This window comes from Agreia bicolorata, assembly GCF_000938265.1.
GTDB lineage: Bacteria > Actinomycetota > Actinomycetes > Actinomycetales > Microbacteriaceae > Agreia > Agreia bicolorata.
The window spans coordinates 344,659-361,128 of sequence record NZ_JYFC01000003.1; the positions used below are offsets into that span (position 1 = coordinate 344,659).

Genomic DNA, 16,470 nt, shown 5'->3' on the forward strand with positions numbered 1-16,470 from the left:
CTTGTGGCGAAACGTTCTAGAAACCGGGAATCAGGGTGACGACGAGGTCGATCAGCTTGATGCCGATGAAGGGCGCCACGACTCCGCCGAGTCCGTAGATCAGCAGATTGCGGCCGAGGATGCGCGAGGCAGACAGCGCCCGATACTTGACGCCGCGCAGTGCCAGCGGCACGAGCACGACGATGATGATGGCGTTGAAGATGATCGCCGAGAGAATGGCTGAAGCGGGCGAGTGCAGCTGCATGATGTTCAGCACCGCGAGCCCCGGGAACACCCCGGCGAACATCGCCGGAATGATGGCGAAGTACTTGGCCACGTCGTTCGCGATCGAGAAGGTGGTGAGAGCGCCGCGTGTGATGAGCAGCTGCTTTCCGATGCGCACGATGTCGATGAGCTTGGTCGGGTCGCTGTCGAGGTCGACCATGTTGCCGGCTTCCTTCGCGGCCGAGGTGCCCGTGTTCATCGCCACTCCCACGTCGGCCTGAGCCAGCGCGGGCGCGTCGTTCGTTCCGTCACCGGTCATGGCGACCAAGTTGCCGCCCTCCTGCTCGCGCTTGATCAGCTCGAGCTTCTGCTCGGGCGTCGCCTCAGCGAGAAAGTCGTCGACTCCGGCCTCGTCGGCGATGGCCTTCGCCGTGAGCGGGTTGTCTCCCGTGACCATCACGGTGCGAATTCCCATGGCTCGCAACTCGGCGAAGCGCTCAGCGATGCCCTCCTTCACGATGTCCTTCAGGTAGACGACGCCCAGGATGCGGGCTTCGCCCGGCTGCGTGCCGACGGGCGCCGCCTTCGTGGCGACGACCAGGGGCGTGCCACCCGCGTTCGAGATGCGTTCGACCTGCTCGTTGAGCTGCGCGACGGCCGACGGGGCCGCCGTGCCCGACTCCTCGACCCAGGCGAGCACGGCCGAACCCGCGCCCTTACGAATCTGGCATCCATCGGGAAGGTCGAGCCCCGACATGCGGGTCTGCGCGGTGAACGGCACGATCACGCCATCGACGTCGTCGGGCCTCATGAAGCCCTTCGTCTCGGCGAGCACCACGATCGACTTGCCCTCGGGCGTGGGGTCGGCGAGCGACGAGCTGGCTGCGGCCTCGATGAGCTCCCGTGGCGCGACGCCGTCGAGCGCCGTGAACTCGGCGGCCTGGCGGTTTCCGTAGGTGATCGTTCCGGTCTTGTCCATGAGCAGGGTGGTCACGTCGCCTGCGGCCTCGACCGCGCGGCCCGACATGGCGAGCACGTTGTGCTGCACCAGGCGATCCATGCCGGCGATGCCGATCGCCGAGAGCAGCGCCCCGATGGTGGTCGGAATCAAGCAGACGAGCAGCGCCACCAGCACGGGCACGCTCACCGAGGCGGCGGAGTATCCGGCGATCGGGTTGAGCGTCAGCACCACCACGACGAAGATGACCGACAGGCTGGCGAGCAGAATGTTGAGGGCGATCTCGTTCGGTGTCTTCTGCCTCGAGGCTCCCTCGACGAGCGCGATCATACGATCGACGAAGGTCTCGCCGGGCTTCGAGGTGATGCGCACGACGATGCGATCCGACAGCACGCGAGTGCCACCGGTCACGGCACTACGGTCGCCGCCCGACTCGCGAACGACAGGGGCGGATTCGCCCGTGATCGCCGATTCGTCGACCGAGGCGATGCCCCAGACGATGTCGCCATCGCCGGGGATCAGCTCCCCAGCGGTGACCACGACGTGGTCTCCGAGCGTGAGATCGGCGCTCGAAACGGGCCGGGTCTCGGCACGCAGGCCACCGGCATCCGATTCGCTGTCGTACGACACGATCACGTTCGCGGTCGTCGAGGTGCGGGTCTGGCGCAGGCTGTCGGCCTGGGCCTTGCCGCGGCCCTCGGCGATGGATTCGGCCAGGTTGGCGAAGACCACGGTGAGCCAGAGCCACACCGCGATTCCCGCGGTGAAGCTGGCCGGCACGGCCGAGCCACCGGATGAGGCCGGCCCGCCGAGAAACGGCTCGGCGACGGCCAGCAGGGTCGTGAGCGCGGCGCCGACCTCGACGACGAACATCACGGGGTTGCGCCACATCTGGCGCGGATCGAGCTTGCGCAGGGCCCCGGGAAGCGCGGGGATGACTGTTGCGGTGAGCATGGACATAGCTGCGGTTACAGCCCTTCAGCGAGTGGTGCGAGTGCGAGAACGGGGAAATAGGTGAGGGCCGACACGATGATCGTGACGCCCACGAGCAGGCCCACGAACTGCGGACGGTGCGTGGGCAGAGTGCCCGCGGTGGAGGGGATCTTCGGCTGGCTCGCGAGCGAACCCGCGAGCGCCAGGACCAGCACGATCGGAATAAAGCGGCCGAACAGCATGGCCACCCCGAGAGCGGTGTTGAACCAGGGCGTGTTCGCCGTGAGTCCGGCGAAGGCCGATCCGTTGTTGTTCGCCGCCGAGGTGAACGCGTAGAGCACCTCGCTGAGGCCGTGCAGCCCGGGATTCAGAATCGACGTGGCCTCGACATCCGCCCTGACCGCGGGGATGGCGAAGCTGAGAGCTGTGCCGGCGAGCACCAGCGTCGGAGTCACGAGAATGTAGACACTCGCGAGCTTGATCTCCCGCGGGCCGAGCTTCTTGCCCAGGTACTCGGGGGTGCGTCCGACCAGCAGACCGGCGATGAAGACCGCGATCACGGCGAGAATCAGCATTCCGTAGAGACCGGAACCCACGCCGCCAGGGGCGACCTCACCGAGCATCATGTTGATCATGGGCATCATGCCGCCGAGCGAGGTGAACGAGTCGTGCATCGAGTTGACCGCGCCCGTCGACGTGAGCGTCGAGCTGGTCGCGAAGAGCGTTGAGCCGGCGATCCCGAAGCGCGTCTCCTTGCCCTCCATCGCCGCACCCGCGAGCTGCGGCGCGGTTCCGGCGCCGTTCAGCTCGAACAGCGTCAACGCGGTGAGCGAGACCACGAAGATGGCGGCCATCGCCGCGAGGATCGCGTAGCCCTGGCGCCTGTCGCCCACCATCACGCCGAAGGTACGCGGCAGGCTGAACGGGATCGCGAGCATCAGAACGATCTGCACGAGGTTCGTGAAGCCGGTGGGGTTCTCGAATGGATGCGCCGAGTTGGCGTTGAAGAAACCGCCGCCGTTGGTGCCGAGCATCTTGATGGCCTCCTGGCTGGCAACGGGGCCGCCCGGGATGCTCTGGGTTCCGCCAGTAAGCGTCGTCACGTCGGTGAATCCGGCGAAGTTCTGGATAACGCCTCCCGCGATCAGCACGATCGCGACCAGCGCCGCAAGGGGCAGCAACAGACGCAGAGTGCCGCGGGTCAGGTCGACCCAGAAGTTGCCGAGGGTGCCCTGGCGTGTGCGGGCGAGACCGCGCACGAGGGCGATGGCCACAGCGATTCCGACCGCTGCTGAGACGAAGTTCTGCACCGCGAGGCCGGCGAGCTGCACGGTGTAGCCCATGGTCGCTTCGGGCGAGTAGCTCTGCCAGTTGGTATTGGTCACGAACGAGACGGCCGTGTTGAACGACAGCCCCTCGGGGATGGCAGGCAGGCCGAGCGAGTACGGGAGCACCGCCTGCGCGCGCTGGAGTGCGTAGACCAGAAGCACGCCGACGAGCGAGAACGCGAGCACGCTGCGGAGGTAGGCCATCCAGCTCTGCTCGGAATGGGCATCCACCCCGATGAGCCGATAGAAGCCGCGTTCGACGCGCAGGTCTTTCGTCGACGAATAGATGCGGGCCATGTAGTCGCCGAGTGGCCGGTGGATGACGACGAGAACGAGCGCGAGGGCGCCGACCTGCAGGATTGCGAGAAGTGAGGAGTCCATCTAGAACTTCTCCGGCTTCACGAGCGCGTAGATGAGATACGCGAGGGCTGAGACGGCGAGAACCGCCGCGAGCGCGTCGAAGACGATCACAGCTTCGACACCCCCCAGGCGATGACGCCGACGAGCGCGAACGCGGCGAAGATGCCGAGAACGTAAACGAGGTCGAGCACGGAGAACTCCATCGGATGATGTGACGTGACGCGCCCCGGCCGGGGTCGCACATCCGAGTAGATACCCGCTTTCGCCCGTGTTTCCGCACCCTAACGGATTCCTAACGGGCGCCCCGCGCATCCATACGGTCTCGATACGGTCGCTGAGCGACCTACTCGATCAGCCCCCCTCTACGCGCCCCCCCGCTTGTCACAGATCGACCTTCCCGCGGCATGTTGGGTCGATCTGTGCCAGATGGGAACAGGTAGAGACTGCTGCGCACACGACGAAGGCCCCGGGTTCGTCGCCCTCAGCACGCTTGACCTCGGCTTCGGCGCGAAGCTCGTTGGCCTTGTCGCTGGGCCGGTCCTTCGCGTCGTCGACGGCCTCGCCGATCTTCTTACCGGTGGCCTCTGCAGCAGCCTTAGCCTGACGCAGCCCTTTTACGCGTCGAACCGCCGGCGACTCTCTTCGATCTCGGCCTGGTGCTGCTGGGTCCATCCGACGAACGCGCGCACGGGCTCACTCAGCGTCTCACCCAGCTCGGTGAGTTCGTACTCGACCCGCGGCGGCGACTCGGGGTAGCTCGTGCGGCAGACCAGGCCGTCCCGCTCGAGCGAGCGAAGCGTGCGCGTGAGCATCCGGTGCGAGATGCCCTCGACGGCCTGCATCAGAGCGGTGAACAGCATCGGGCCATCGTCGAGGGCTCGGATGACGGGCATCGACCAGCGGTCGCCGGTCATGGTGAAGATGTCGCGCACAAGGTTTCGAGTGGAAGAGACCTCGCACGCCTCCTCGAGCCCCACAACGGATTCCGCATCGGCGGCGATCGACAATGCCGTCATCTCGGATGACTTCCTTTCATGTGCGTGACGCACCTCAAAGTGCGCGGCCAAAGGCGGGACTAAATCGCACTCCCGGTCTCTTCGTATGACTGACAACGTGCGTTACGCACGAAAAGTTCCTAAGGAGAGAAACCAGATGACCAAGATCGCAATCATTCTCGGCAGCACGCGCCCCGGACGCAATGGAGAGGCCGTCGCGAAATGGGTGCGCGACATCGCCGTGAAGCGCGACGACGCCTCGTTCGAGCTCGTCGACCTGGCCGACTTCCCGCTGCCGCACCTCGACGAGCCCGGCTCGGCCGCGTGGGGCAACTACCAGAACGAGCACACCAAGGCCTGGTCCGCGAAGATCGCCGAGTTCGACGGCTTCGTCTTCGTGACCCCCGAGTACAACCACTCCACGTCGGGCGTTCTGAAGAACGCCCTCGACTACCTCTACAACGAGTGGAACAACAAGGCCGCCGCCTTCGTGAGCTACGGCGGTGTCGGCGGCGCCCGCGCGGTCGAACACCTGCGCCTCATCGCCTCCGAGCTGCAGCTGGCCACCGTTCGCGCCCAGGTCGCGATCTCGCTGATGACGGAGTTCGAGAACTTCTCCGTCTTCACACCCAACGACTACCTGCTGCCCCAGGTCGACACAATGCTCGACCAGCTCGTGGCCTGGTCGAAGGCGCTCGAGCCGCTGCACGCCGCGGCCGAGAGCGACGACGCAGACGAGACCGTCGCCGCCTGATCGACTGAGATCACAGCCGGCCCGCCATCGGATGCGACGGGCCGGCTCTTGTCTCTGTGCAGGCGCGGTGGGAAAATCGGGCATGGCCACCGATGTCACGGACTACATCTCCAGCCTGACCGGTTCCGACCGGCTCCGCATCGAAGAGATCTACTCGACTGCCCGAGCTCTCGCGCCCGATGCCGTCGAAGGCTTCACCTACGGCGTACCCGCGCTCCTGTACAAGGGCAAAGGCCTCCTCTCCGTCGTGAAGACCGCGAAGCACATCGGCATCTACCCGTTCGGCAATCTGGCCGAGCTCGCGAGCGAGGTCACCGCGGCCGGCCTCGATACGACGAAAGGGTCCATTCATCTGAAGGACGGGCAGACCTTGCCGGTCGATCTCCTCGGCGCGTTCATCCGACGCCGGATGGCGCAGATCGATCGAACCGGGCGTTAGCTAGCCGCGCACCTTCTCGACGCGGCGCTTCACAGAGAAGCGAATCCATCGCGCCAACTCGCGTGGCGCAGAACGAGGCCGCTGTCACGGACGCGTTCATTCGAGATAGGTCGACCGACGTCAGCGGAGCCTGAATCAGAGGCTGTCGGCTCAGCTGCGCCAACGGCCGTGGCGAATCCCGGCACCCACTCGCGCCCCGAGGCCGGTTCATCATCGACCACGTTGTAGATTCCGCTCGACCACTCCAACGCGAGCGCGGCTGCGCGAGCGGCATCCGAGGTGTGGATGAACGACGCCACGGAGTCAGTGGCCGGCAAGCGACCGGCTCGTGCGTCCTGCCCAAAGCGGCCTTCCCGGGAATACCACGTACCCGGCCCGTAGAGCTGGCCGAATCTCAGCACGACATGCTCGGGCAGTTCCCGCACGGAGGATTCGAGTGCCGCCACAGCGGCAATCGTCGTGCGCCTCGGCTCGGCGGAATCCGGATCGAGCGGTTCGGCTTCTGTGGCGGGCGTTACGCCGCGCGGATAGACCCAGGAGATGCTCTCGGCGATCATCCGGGGCGTTCCCGTCTTCCGGGCCGCATCGACGAGGTTGCGGGAGCCGCTGACACGGAGCCGGGCGTTGCTGGAGGAGTCGCCCGCGCTCAAATCGGTCAGCAGATGCACGATCACGTCTGGCCGAGCGCGGTCGACCGCCTGAAACGCGGCATCTCTGTCGAGCGCGTCGAAGGCGACCGGGGCCGCGCCGAGCTGGCTGATCAGTGAGAACTTGTCGGCGGAACGGGTCGTGGCGGTGACCTCGTGCCCAGCCGCGATGAGCAGCGGAATGAGCCCGCGACCGAGCACGCCGGAACCGCCCGCAATAAAAATGCGCATGATGAACTCCTCGAGTCACGACAACCGATGGGCCGGCTTCGATCAGCCCCGCACCTTCTCCACGCGGCGGCGCAGCCCGGCGCGCACCGACGGCCATTCGCTCTCCACGATCGAGAACACGACCGTGTCGCGCAGGGTTCCGTCTGCCGTGCGGGTGTGACTGCGCAGCACTCCGTCTTGCTTTGCACCCAGCCTGGCGATCGCCTCGCGCGACTGCTGGTTCATCCAGTTCGTGCGGAACTCGACGGCCACGCATCCGAGCACCTCGAAGGCGTGCCCGAGAAGCAGCAGCTTCGAGTCGGGGTTTGTGCCCGTTCCATGAACTGAGGCGGCGTTCCATGTGTAGCCGATCTCCAGCCGCGGCGTCGTGTGATCGATGTCCATGTACGTGGTCATGCCGATCACGCGTCCCGGCTCTCCCGTCTCGTGGTCGCGCAGTCGGGTGACGAACGGCAGCATCGAGCCCTCCTGCTGCAGCCCGAGTCGTCGATCGATCTCGGCGCGCATGCCCTCAGGCGACGGCACCGTCGTGTACCAGAGCTTCCAGAGCTCGCCGTCGCGCACGGCATCGACGAGTCCGTCGTGGTGGTCGTGGCTGAGCGGCTCCAGAACGACATGGGTTCCAGACAGGGTGACGGGGGTGATCGCGAGTGTCATACGATCGAGTCTGCCCGCCCTAGTGGATCATCGAGTATGCCAGTATTGGCCGAACCGATGAGACCAGTTTCGAGGAGCACCATGCGGCACGCGCGCGCCATCGACATCGCAGAGCTGATCGCGGCCGACGGTCCGGGCAGCCCGCGCGATCGACTGTCGGCGGGGCTCCGGGCGGCCATCCTCAGCGGGCGCATGCGGCCGGGCGACGCGGTGCCGTCGAGCCGCGCCGTGGCATCCGCTGTGGGAGTCGCGCGCGGCACCGTCGTGCGCATCTACGACGAACTGTCGGGAGAGGGATACCTCGAGACCGTTGCGGGGTCGGGCACCTTCGTGTCGATGAGCGTGCCCCAGCGCGCGCCGAACCACGACACGGGGCTCTCCGACGAGGCCCCGATGGCCCACGGCACGAACGATCCGTCCGATTCCCCCGGCCGATCCATCGAGCTGCGCCCCGGCATCCCCTCGACCGCGTCGATCACGCGCGGCGATTGGGCCTCGGCCTGGCGTCGAGCGACCGCGGGCGAGGTCGCCGCGATCTATCCGCCCGCCGCGGGGCTGCCTGCCTTGCGCGAGCAGATCGCCCGGCACCTCTTTCACTCGCGCGGCCTCGCGTGCGACGCCGACGACGTCATCGTCACCTCCGGTGCGCGCGAGGGCCTGGCTCTGGTCGCGCTCGGACTTTCGGCTCGGAACAAGCCGCTGTTGCGGGTCGGATGCGAGAACCCGGGTCATGTGGGCAGTCGGGCGGTGCTCGCGCGGCTCGGCGCCGAGCTCGTGCCCATCGACGTCGTCGACGGCGGGGTCGACCTCGATGCCGTGCAGAGTGCGCGCCTAGCCGCACTGCTGGTCACGCCCAGCCACCAGTACCCGCTGGGCGGAAGCCTCGACGTGGGGCGGCGGCTGCAGCTGCTCGAGTGGGCTGCGCGAACGGGTTCGGTCATCATCGAAGACGACTACGACAGCGAGTTCCGACATGGCCGCAGGGCACTGCCGTCGATCGCGTCGCTCGACGACTCCGGCCGCGTCGTGCACGTCGGCAGCTACTCGAAGGTGATCACGCCGTGGCTGCGCTGCGGCTACGTGGTGGCGCGCGATCCAGCCGTGCGGGCCGCGATTCTGGATGCGCGGGCCGACGTCGGCGAAACTGTGTCGGGCATCCCGCAACAGGCGCTGGCGCACTACCTCGAGAGCGGCGGACTCAGTCGGCACCTCGCACGAACCCGACGCGCGTACGCGCACAAGCGCGGCCTGGTTCTGGATGCGCTCGGCGGCCGTCTCGGCTCGTCTCTCGAGCTGAGCGCGGTCGAAGGAGGGCTGCACGCCGTGCTCTCGTCGCCCGTCGGAGCCGGGAACGCACACCTGGCCGAGCGGCTGCAGCAACGCGGAATCATCGTGAGCGACCTGGCCAGGCACTACCTCGAGCCGACTCCGCGAGCGCGCGAGGGAATCGTCTTCGGCTACGGCGCCGCGACCGATCTCGACCTGCAATCGGCCCTCGCCGCCATTCGCCGCGAGACGACCTGACGAGAGCTCGCGTCCTGTCGATGGGGAGATCTGCCCATTCACGAATTGGAGGCGCTCGATACGCTGGCCGCATGACTCGCACACCACGACTGCGCCGCCGCTGGTTCGCCGCGGGAGGCCTCATGGCCCTGCTGGGAGCGGCCCTGATCGTCGCAAGCATCGTCTGGCAGTGGCGCCATATCCCCTACGGGCTGGGCGTCGCCGCGCTGGCGATCGGATGCGCGGTGGTCGCCGTGGTCGTGATCCGGCGAGCAGTGTGGAAGGCAGTCGCAGGCGTCGCTGTGGCCGCGCTCGTCGTGACAGGTGGCGTCGCCGCCGTCACCGGCATCTCGCCGAAAGACCTGCCCCGGTGGGACAGGAGAGTCTTCGAGGGGGTGTCTGGGCTATCTGCCCGAACAGGCGATCTCCTCGTCTCAGGGGGCACCGCATACGACGCTGCCTCCGGAGACGTGGTGTGGAGCGTCGGCCGCGGGATCGTCGACCCGATGCTCGTCCGCTCGGACATCGTTGTTCTGGGCACCCCCGACGAGACGATGGCACTCGAGACATCGACCGGCAAAGAGCTCTGGCGCTCACCGGTCGCCGGGCGCGGAATCGCCACGAACGGAAACATTCTCGTCGTCTCGCGGTCCGTCTCCGACAGCGATTTCGAGGCCATCGCGCTCGATCTGGCAACCGGTGAGGTCGTCTGGCAGCGCACCGGCCGTCCGGTGATGGAATGCGATCTCGGACCGACCGACCTGTATTCCGTGGCTCTCGACCAGACCCACGTTCTCGTCGACCACGACGGCGGCCAGACCGAACTCCTCTCCGTGGCCGACGGAAGCACCACAGTTGCAGATGTGGACTGCTCCGTCACCGCGCGCATGGTCGGCGACGTTCTCGTCGAAACGAGTGGAAGGACTCTGCTGGGCAGATCTCCCGCTGACGGCACACGGCTCTGGTCGACACCCATCGACGAATCCTGGACAGTCGAGGGGGCCGGCTCCGAGGTCTTCTCGACAGGCCCAGCCGTCGGCGACTCGATCGAACTCACGGCAATCGACGTCTCCACGGGGCGGTCTCGCCCGGTCGAGCCGCCCGCTGGCACGATTCGGCAGATGTCGAGCACCGAACGGTTCCGCACTGCCGACTTATGGGTTCCGCTCGATCTCGAGTCGGGAACCGCCATGTGGAATCCCGGCACCGACGCGCTCGTCGAGATCCCCGACGCCGAATCCATCGATGACTACAGCGTCGACGCGCACTCGGGATGGATCGCCCTGAGCGGCCGGACTCGAGACCTCACGGGCGACGTGACCCGCCTCTGCTGGGCTCTTTCACCCGACGGAGAGCTCTTCGGCCCTGCACCGGGACCGGGATGCTACGTCGACGAAGGCATCATGGACGCCGGCCACGCGGTATATCCCCTGACGTGAGCATGGGCGGTGCGCCGCCGCCAGGAGTCCTAACGAACGATGTGTACCTTCATCTGTTCGACCTCGGCATCCTTGCTGGCTTCGAGTGCTTCGATCTCGGCCACGGCGACGATGACCTCATCGGCGCGGTGCAGGGGAACGACGATGATGCCGTCCTCATCGGCGGCGATGATGTCGCCAGGGTTTACGACGACACCTCCGATGGCGACAGCCTCGCCGATTGTTCCGGGACCGTTCTTGAATGGGCCGGCGGGGGTTAGACCCCGTGCGAAGACGGGGAAGCCGAGGCGCTCGATGATGACTTTGTCGCGCACGTAACCATCGACGATGGCGCCGGTGGCGCCCAGTACGTCGAACCGTTGCGCGAGGTTGTCTCCGATGATTGCTCGACCGCTGAAACCGAACGCGTTGATTGCGAGCAGATCTCCCGGTTGGATGTGGTCGAGCGCCTCGATGACGGCTCGGTTATCGCCGGCGACCGTAAGGACGGGAAGCGCAGAGCCCACCGCTCGGGCACCAGACCAGATGCCGGAGATGCCCCCGTCAGTGAATCCGAGGCGTTCCATGGCGTCACCGATGTTCGCCACTTGGAACCCGGAGAAAGCCTTGAGGACCGCGGCTGTCGGTCGTTGCCATCCTGTGTGGACGCGGACATTGCTGGACTCGGACATGGGTCAAGGCTCCTTGAACTGATGCGGATACATGAAGTGCGAACAGATTCGCATTTTTACTTCAGTCTGCGTGTGATCGAAGAAGATCGCAAGCGACATTGCCGCGCACTCCCATGCGGGAGAAGGCGTGAAACATATGCGAAACATGCCTTTTACGCGCCCGTGACGCGCCCGCTATTGCAGGAAGTGAAATGCGACTCTATTCTCAGTTACGAACCAAATCGCAAATTCGGTTCAGACAACGTCGTCGAACTCCCACGAGGAAATCACATGGATCGCTCTGCTCTGGAAGACCACACCACGGTCTACCTCGTGCGCTCCGACGACCGCAAGCCGCATCGCCCGTCGCGTCAGATACCTTCCCGCGACCGCCCCAATAAGCGCACCATTGACAGGACTCCTGCGAAGGCGTCCATCGACCTTGAGAGAGCACAATGACAACGCAATCAGAACGTCTTGACACGACAGCAGTCAACGTCATCACGGCAGACGGCAAAGTCGTCCGCAGGGCCACCGTCGCCGGATCCGTCGGATCTTTCGTCGAATGGTACGACTACGGCATCTACGGCCTGTTGACCACCTACCTGGCTATCAACATCATGGGCGGCGCCGAAGCAGGCGGCCTCTTCCTCACGAACGTGGGGTTCCTCGTCAGCTTCATCGCCCGACCGTTCGGCAGCGTGATCTGCGGCTACCTGGGCGACAAACTCGGCCGCAAGACCCTCCTCTCCACCCTTCTCCTCCTCATCTCCGGGGCCACGGCCTGCATCGGGCTCATCCCCTCGAGCACGGTCATCGGCATCGCGGCTCCGATCCTGCTGATCGCCCTTCGCGTGCTGCAGGGGTTCTCAGCCGGCGGCGAGGTCGCAGGAGCAATGTCGTTCGTCGGCGAATACGCCCGCGATGCTCGGCGCAACTTCTCTATGAGCTTCATCGCGGTCGGATCGTTCTTCGCCCTGATGTTCGGCAGCGCATTCTCTGCCGTGCTCATCACCACCCTCGGCGACGCCACCATGGAGTCCTGGGGATGGCGCATCCCGTTCCTCTTCGCGGCCCCGCTCGGCTACGTCGGCTTCTACATCCGCAGCAAGATGGAAGAGACGCCGCACTTCGAGGCTCTGCGTGAGCGCAATACCGTCGAACGCAACCCGCTGCGCGCCGTCTTCACCTCGAAGCGCCACCTCAAGGCGATCCTGCTCACCATCTTCCTTCCCGCGCTGAACGGCCCCGGCTACTACCTTCTCTTCGCCTACATGCCGACCTACCTGAAGACGTCGCTCGGCGAGGATCACAACTTCACGATGCTGCAGGCACTGACCGTGACCGCAACGAGTCTGGTCGTCATCATCATCGCGATCCCCCTCATGGCCCGTCTCTCCGACCGCATCGGCCGCAAGCCCGTGCTCGTGATTTCGTCTGTCGCCGTCATGGTGGCCGCGCTGCCCATGTTCATGCTCATCACCACCGGACAGATCGGCTTCGCGATGATCGGCACCGCGATCATGGCCCTCGCGTTCTCGGGTCACGCCGCTGTTGTGCACACGGTGCTCACCGAACTGTTCCCGACCACGGTGCGCTACAGCGCATACAGCATCGGCTTCAGCCTGAGCACGATCATCTTCGGAGGCAGCGCCCCGCTCGTGATGACCGCCATCATCCAGGCCACGGGCAGCAGTCTCGTGCCGGCATTCGCCGCGATCATCACCGCGATCATCAGCTTGGTGACGGTGATGTTCCTGAAGGAGACCAAGGGACTTCCCCTCCGCTCGGTCTGACCGAGCCGTACATTCATAACACGCACGTCGCACCATCGCATCGCCACAGATCAGGAGAACTTCATGAGCATCACGTCAGTCGCCGTCGTCGCAGACCTCGGCGAAAGCTTCGGCAACTACACGATCGGCGACGACGATGCCCTGCTCGGCCTGGTCACGGCGTCGAACATCGCCTGCGGGTTTCACGCCGGAGACCCGCGGGTGATGAACGACACAGTCAGGCGGTGCGTCGAGCGCGGCATCGAGCTCGGCGCACACCCGGGCTACCCCGACCTCGTGGGATTCGGACGCCGCCTGATCGAAGCGTCCGAGGAGGAGATTCGCACCGACGTGCTCTACCAGATCGGCGCCCTCGACGCCTTCGCCCGAGTGCACGGCGGCATCATCAGCCATGTGGCACCCCACGGCAGGATGGGCAGCATCGCGCAGACCGACGCCAAACACGCCCGGGCGATCACCGACGCGATCGCCGCTTACAACCCCGATTACATCGTGATCTGCCAGAACGGTCTGCTGGCCGAAGAGTCGCGCAAGCGCAATCTTCAGGTCGGCTATGTGTTCCTCGCCGACCGCGGCTACGGAGCGGACGGCATGCCGGTTCCCCGCTCACACGAAGGCGGCCTCATCCACGATCCCGAGCTGATCGGCCGCCGCGTCGTTCAGGTCGTCACGGAAGGAACAGTGGTGACGGTCGACGGTGAGACGGTTCCCCTGGGCCACGATGCAGACGTCGTGCTGCTGCACGGCGACCACCCTCAGGTGCTCGCGAACGGCACGGCGCTGCGGGCAGCACTCGAGACGGCCGGCATCCGTGCCACGGGATTGCAGGAGGTGCTCGCCGAAAAGGCATCCGCTGCGCGGCAGACTGCGTCGGTCGTCGGAGCCGTGTGACAGGGCGCCACAACATGAGCATTCACCTCGAGGCGCCGATCGCCACCGAACGCTACGGCGACTCGGCCGTGATGGTGACCGTCAGGCATCCGGATGCCGCGCTGCGCGCGGGTCACATAGTCGACGTGCGCGACCGACTGGTGCAGCGGCGTCCCTTCGGAGTCACCGACGTCGTCTCCGGCCTCGAGTCATTGCTGGTCGAGTTCGATCCGCTGATCACTGCGGCCGAACACGTGGAGTATGCACTGCGTTTGCTCGCGGATCTGCCCCCTCTGGACGCACTGCACGTCACGCCGAAGAACTTCGTGATCCCCATCATCGTGACGGAGCAGACGGCCCCTGACCTCGACGAGGTCGCAGCCGAATGGGGCGTTCCGTCCGATGACGTGATCGACCATCTGCTCCGATCCACACTGACGATCTCACTACTCGGCGCCGCCATGGCCCCGATGATGGCGGGCCTCGAGACCGTACGGCCGATTCGGCGACGTGCGGAACCGAGAACAGATGTGCCGCCTGGATCGATCATGGTCGCCGGCACGAATGCGATCATCCAGCCCTTCCCCGGGCCAACGGGGTGGCGTGTCATCGGCCGCACCCCGTTGACGATCGTCGACATCAATCGGCCGGAGCCGGTCTCGTTCTCCACCGGCGACATCGTGCGCTTCGAGCGGATCGACACCGCGGCGGCCGCCCGGAGGGATGGCGAGTTCCTTCTTCCCAATACGAATGGGGCGCCGGCATGACCGACACAGCACACCTCGATGTCACCGACACGGGCTGGCTGACGACGTTCCAGGACCTGGGGCGTACCGACACGGAACGGCGTGGCGTACCGAGTGGAGGCGCGGCCGACCAGCACTCCGCAGCAGTCGCGAACATCCTCGTCGGCAATCGCCGTGGCGCTCCGCTGATCGAGAGCATGGGCGGCGAACTCGCCATTGTGCCCGACGTCGACGTGCTCGTCGCCGTGACGGGAACGCCGAGCCGGGTCACCGTGGGCGGGGCTCATGTCGACTCGTGGACACCGGTCGTGGTTCCCGCCGGCCACGAGCTGCGCATCTCAGAGGGCGGGCTCGGCGCACGCAGCTACCTTGCGATCAACGGACTTCTTGCCGTCGAGCGATTCCTCGGCAGCGCGGCCCCGGATGCCCGGATGGGCTTCGGCCAAGTCATCGCGCGGGGCTCCGAGATCCGGGTGGACACCGGATTCCACGGCTTCGATCGCACTTTCTTCGATCAGTCGTTGTTCCGCTTTCCCGTCCCCCGACTCGCATTCGACGAGAAGCCGTGGACCATCGACGTACTGCCCAGCGATCAGCTGGTCGGCATCCCCGGCATGCGCGAACTCGTCGCCGAGTCGATCTACACCGTCACCGATCGATCGAATCATGTCGGTCTGCGACTGAATGGACCGGTCCTTCACCCCGACGATCGAACAGAGATCGTCTCGCATGGAGTGCCAATCGGTGCACTCGAGGTGCCGCACGCAGATGAGCTCATCGTTCTGGGCCGCTATCGCAGCCTCACAGCGGGCTACCCGATCATCGGGTTCGCCACCCGCACCAGCCTCGCGATGCTCGGCCAGGCGGGCCCGGGGCGCGAACTCCGTTTCCGCTGGGTCGATCGTGATCGTGCGGTGCACGCAGCGCGTGCCGTCGAGGGCGAGCTCCAGAAGCTGGAGTCCGTCGTGTCCGACGCGTTTGTCGCGCTGGGAGTGCCGACGACATTCAGCCGGGGCCTTGACTGCGCTCGGATCATTTGAGAACCTATTCTCACTTGAGAATCGATTCCGCACAATTCATGCACTCGACGATCGCCCGGGAGGACATTCGGATGACCAACTCCACAACACGCATAGCGATCGTCACAGGAGCAGGCAGCGGCATGGGCGCCGCGACGGCTGCGGCTCTAGCGGATGCCGGCCTCACGGTTGTTCTGGTCGGGCGGCGCCAGCCCCAGCTCGATGCGGTCGCAGCAACCATCGCGACGCATGGTGGCGTGGCCTACGCCCGAGCGTGCGACATCACTGAGGGTGCCGCCATCGCCGCCCTCATCGAATGGGTTCACCGCGAACTCGGTCCGATCGATGTTCTAGTCAACAATGCAGGCAGCTCCTCGACCGTCCTGAATCCTCGATGGACATCCGAGGCCGAATGGCGACAGGTGCTCGAGGTCAACCTCACGGCAGTCTTCCTGCTCACCCAGGCCGTGCTTCCCGACATGTTGGGCACGCGCGACGGAGAGAGAGGTCGTGGCGGCACGATCGTCACGGTCTCATCTCTCGCGGCGGTCACCCCGAATCTGCTCGGCGGCGCCGCATACGGAGCGGCGAAGGCCGGAGTGCGCAACTTCATGACATTCCTCCACACGACCTTTCGCAACGACGGCCTGCGAGCCATCACCGTTCTTCCCGGCGAGGCCGATACTCCGATCCTCGACAATCGGGCCCGGCCGCCACGCGCCGACGAGCGCGCCAATATGGTGCGCCCCGACGATGTGGCCGAGGCCATCCGGCTTGCCGTCACGCTGCCCGAGCGAGTCGTTCTGCAAGAGATCGTCGTGGCCCCCACCCGGCAACGCGACGTCTCGGGCGATCTCGATGTGAGCCGCTGGCTCGGGGCACCCGACGACCTCAGGCCGCGTGCCTGACCGGCACACGGCCCGCCGCACCCACCGACCCCA

16 protein-coding genes are annotated in these 16,470 nt (G+C 66.0%); 9 read left to right on the plus strand and 7 right to left on the minus strand.

What is annotated here, in order from left to right; all coding sequences use genetic code 11:
• Positions 1–16: 16 nt before the first annotated feature.
• The 4 genes from kdpB to TZ00_RS08520 form a co-directional block, all read right to left on the minus strand.
• Complete coding sequence (kdpB, locus tag TZ00_RS08510) at positions 17–2,116, minus strand: potassium-transporting ATPase subunit KdpB (RefSeq protein WP_238579627.1); 2,100 nt, start codon at positions 2,114–2,116, stop codon at positions 17–19.
• Between the two features lie 14 nt (positions 2,117–2,130).
• Positions 2,131–3,804, minus strand: coding sequence for a potassium-transporting ATPase subunit KdpA (gene kdpA / locus TZ00_RS08515; RefSeq protein WP_044440845.1), 1,674 nt, complete (start codon positions 3,802–3,804; stop codon positions 2,131–2,133).
• Positions 3,805–3,894 (minus strand): potassium-transporting ATPase subunit F, encoded by a 90-nt coding sequence (locus TZ00_RS19650; RefSeq protein ID WP_139368767.1) that lies wholly within the window; start codon positions 3,892–3,894, stop codon positions 3,805–3,807. It lies immediately after the preceding gene.
• Positions 3,895–4,397: 503 nt separating this feature from the next.
• Positions 4,398–4,799, minus strand: a complete 402-nt coding sequence (locus TZ00_RS08520; protein ID WP_084605996.1) for a winged helix-turn-helix transcriptional regulator — start codon at positions 4,797–4,799, stop codon at positions 4,398–4,400.
• A gap of 136 nt (positions 4,800–4,935) precedes the next feature.
• On the opposite strand from TZ00_RS08520, the gene TZ00_RS08525 reads away from it, so the two are divergent.
• Complete coding sequence (locus TZ00_RS08525; RefSeq protein ID WP_044440846.1) at positions 4,936–5,532, plus strand: NADPH-dependent FMN reductase; 597 nt, start codon at positions 4,936–4,938, stop codon at positions 5,530–5,532.
• 82 nt (positions 5,533–5,614) lie between these two features.
• Positions 5,615–5,971 (plus strand): iron chaperone, encoded by a 357-nt coding sequence (locus TZ00_RS08530; protein WP_044440848.1) that lies wholly within the window; start codon positions 5,615–5,617, stop codon positions 5,969–5,971.
• A gap of 29 nt (positions 5,972–6,000) precedes the next feature.
• Here the strand turns inward: TZ00_RS08530 and TZ00_RS08535 are convergent, their stop codons facing one another.
• On the minus strand, positions 6,001–6,849 hold the full coding sequence (locus TZ00_RS08535; RefSeq protein ID WP_044440850.1) for an NAD-dependent epimerase/dehydratase family protein: 849 nt from the start codon (positions 6,847–6,849) through the stop codon (positions 6,001–6,003).
• Between the two features lie 42 nt (positions 6,850–6,891).
• The gene (locus TZ00_RS08540) at positions 6,892–7,506 is read right to left on the minus strand and encodes a GNAT family N-acetyltransferase (protein WP_044440852.1); all 615 of its coding nucleotides are present in this window, start codon (positions 7,504–7,506) and stop codon (positions 6,892–6,894) included.
• Positions 7,507–7,587: 81 nt separating this feature from the next.
• On the opposite strand from TZ00_RS08540, the gene pdxR reads away from it, so the two are divergent.
• The gene (gene pdxR, locus TZ00_RS08545) at positions 7,588–9,030 is read left to right on the plus strand and encodes a MocR-like pyridoxine biosynthesis transcription factor PdxR (protein ID WP_052521417.1); all 1,443 of its coding nucleotides are present in this window, start codon (positions 7,588–7,590) and stop codon (positions 9,028–9,030) included.
• 71 nt (positions 9,031–9,101) lie between these two features.
• Positions 9,102–10,448, plus strand: a complete 1,347-nt coding sequence (locus TZ00_RS08550) for an outer membrane protein assembly factor BamB family protein (RefSeq protein WP_044440854.1) — start codon at positions 9,102–9,104, stop codon at positions 10,446–10,448.
• A gap of 29 nt (positions 10,449–10,477) precedes the next feature.
• On the opposite strand, the gene TZ00_RS08555 is transcribed toward TZ00_RS08550, so the two are convergent.
• The gene (locus TZ00_RS08555) at positions 10,478–11,119 is read right to left on the minus strand and encodes an RraA family protein (RefSeq protein ID WP_044440856.1); all 642 of its coding nucleotides are present in this window, start codon (positions 11,117–11,119) and stop codon (positions 10,478–10,480) included.
• A gap of 434 nt (positions 11,120–11,553) precedes the next feature.
• Between TZ00_RS08555 and TZ00_RS08560 the strand changes: the two genes are divergently transcribed.
• From TZ00_RS08560 to TZ00_RS08580, 5 genes are all read left to right on the plus strand, one after another.
• Entirely contained in the window at positions 11,554–12,894 is a 1,341-nt protein-coding gene (locus tag TZ00_RS08560; protein WP_044440858.1) for an MFS transporter, read from the plus strand.
• A gap of 63 nt (positions 12,895–12,957) precedes the next feature.
• Complete coding sequence (locus tag TZ00_RS08565) at positions 12,958–13,785, plus strand: LamB/YcsF family protein (RefSeq protein ID WP_044440860.1); 828 nt, start codon at positions 12,958–12,960, stop codon at positions 13,783–13,785.
• 14 nt (positions 13,786–13,799) lie between these two features.
• Positions 13,800–14,531 carry a 5-oxoprolinase subunit B family protein gene (locus TZ00_RS08570; protein ID WP_044440862.1) on the plus strand — a complete coding sequence of 244 codons (732 nt, stop codon included), beginning with the start codon at positions 13,800–13,802 and terminating at the stop codon, positions 14,529–14,531.
• Positions 14,528–15,550: a 5-oxoprolinase subunit C family protein gene (locus TZ00_RS08575; RefSeq protein WP_044440864.1), complete on the plus strand. Its 1,023-nt coding sequence runs from the start codon at positions 14,528–14,530 to the stop codon at positions 15,548–15,550. Before TZ00_RS08570 ends, TZ00_RS08575 begins: the two co-directional genes overlap by 4 nt.
• A 71-nt stretch (positions 15,551–15,621) precedes the next feature.
• Positions 15,622–16,437 carry an SDR family oxidoreductase gene (locus TZ00_RS08580; RefSeq protein WP_044441397.1) on the plus strand — a complete coding sequence of 272 codons (816 nt, stop codon included), beginning with the start codon at positions 15,622–15,624 and terminating at the stop codon, positions 16,435–16,437.
• The last annotated feature ends 33 nt before the right edge of the window (positions 16,438–16,470 follow it).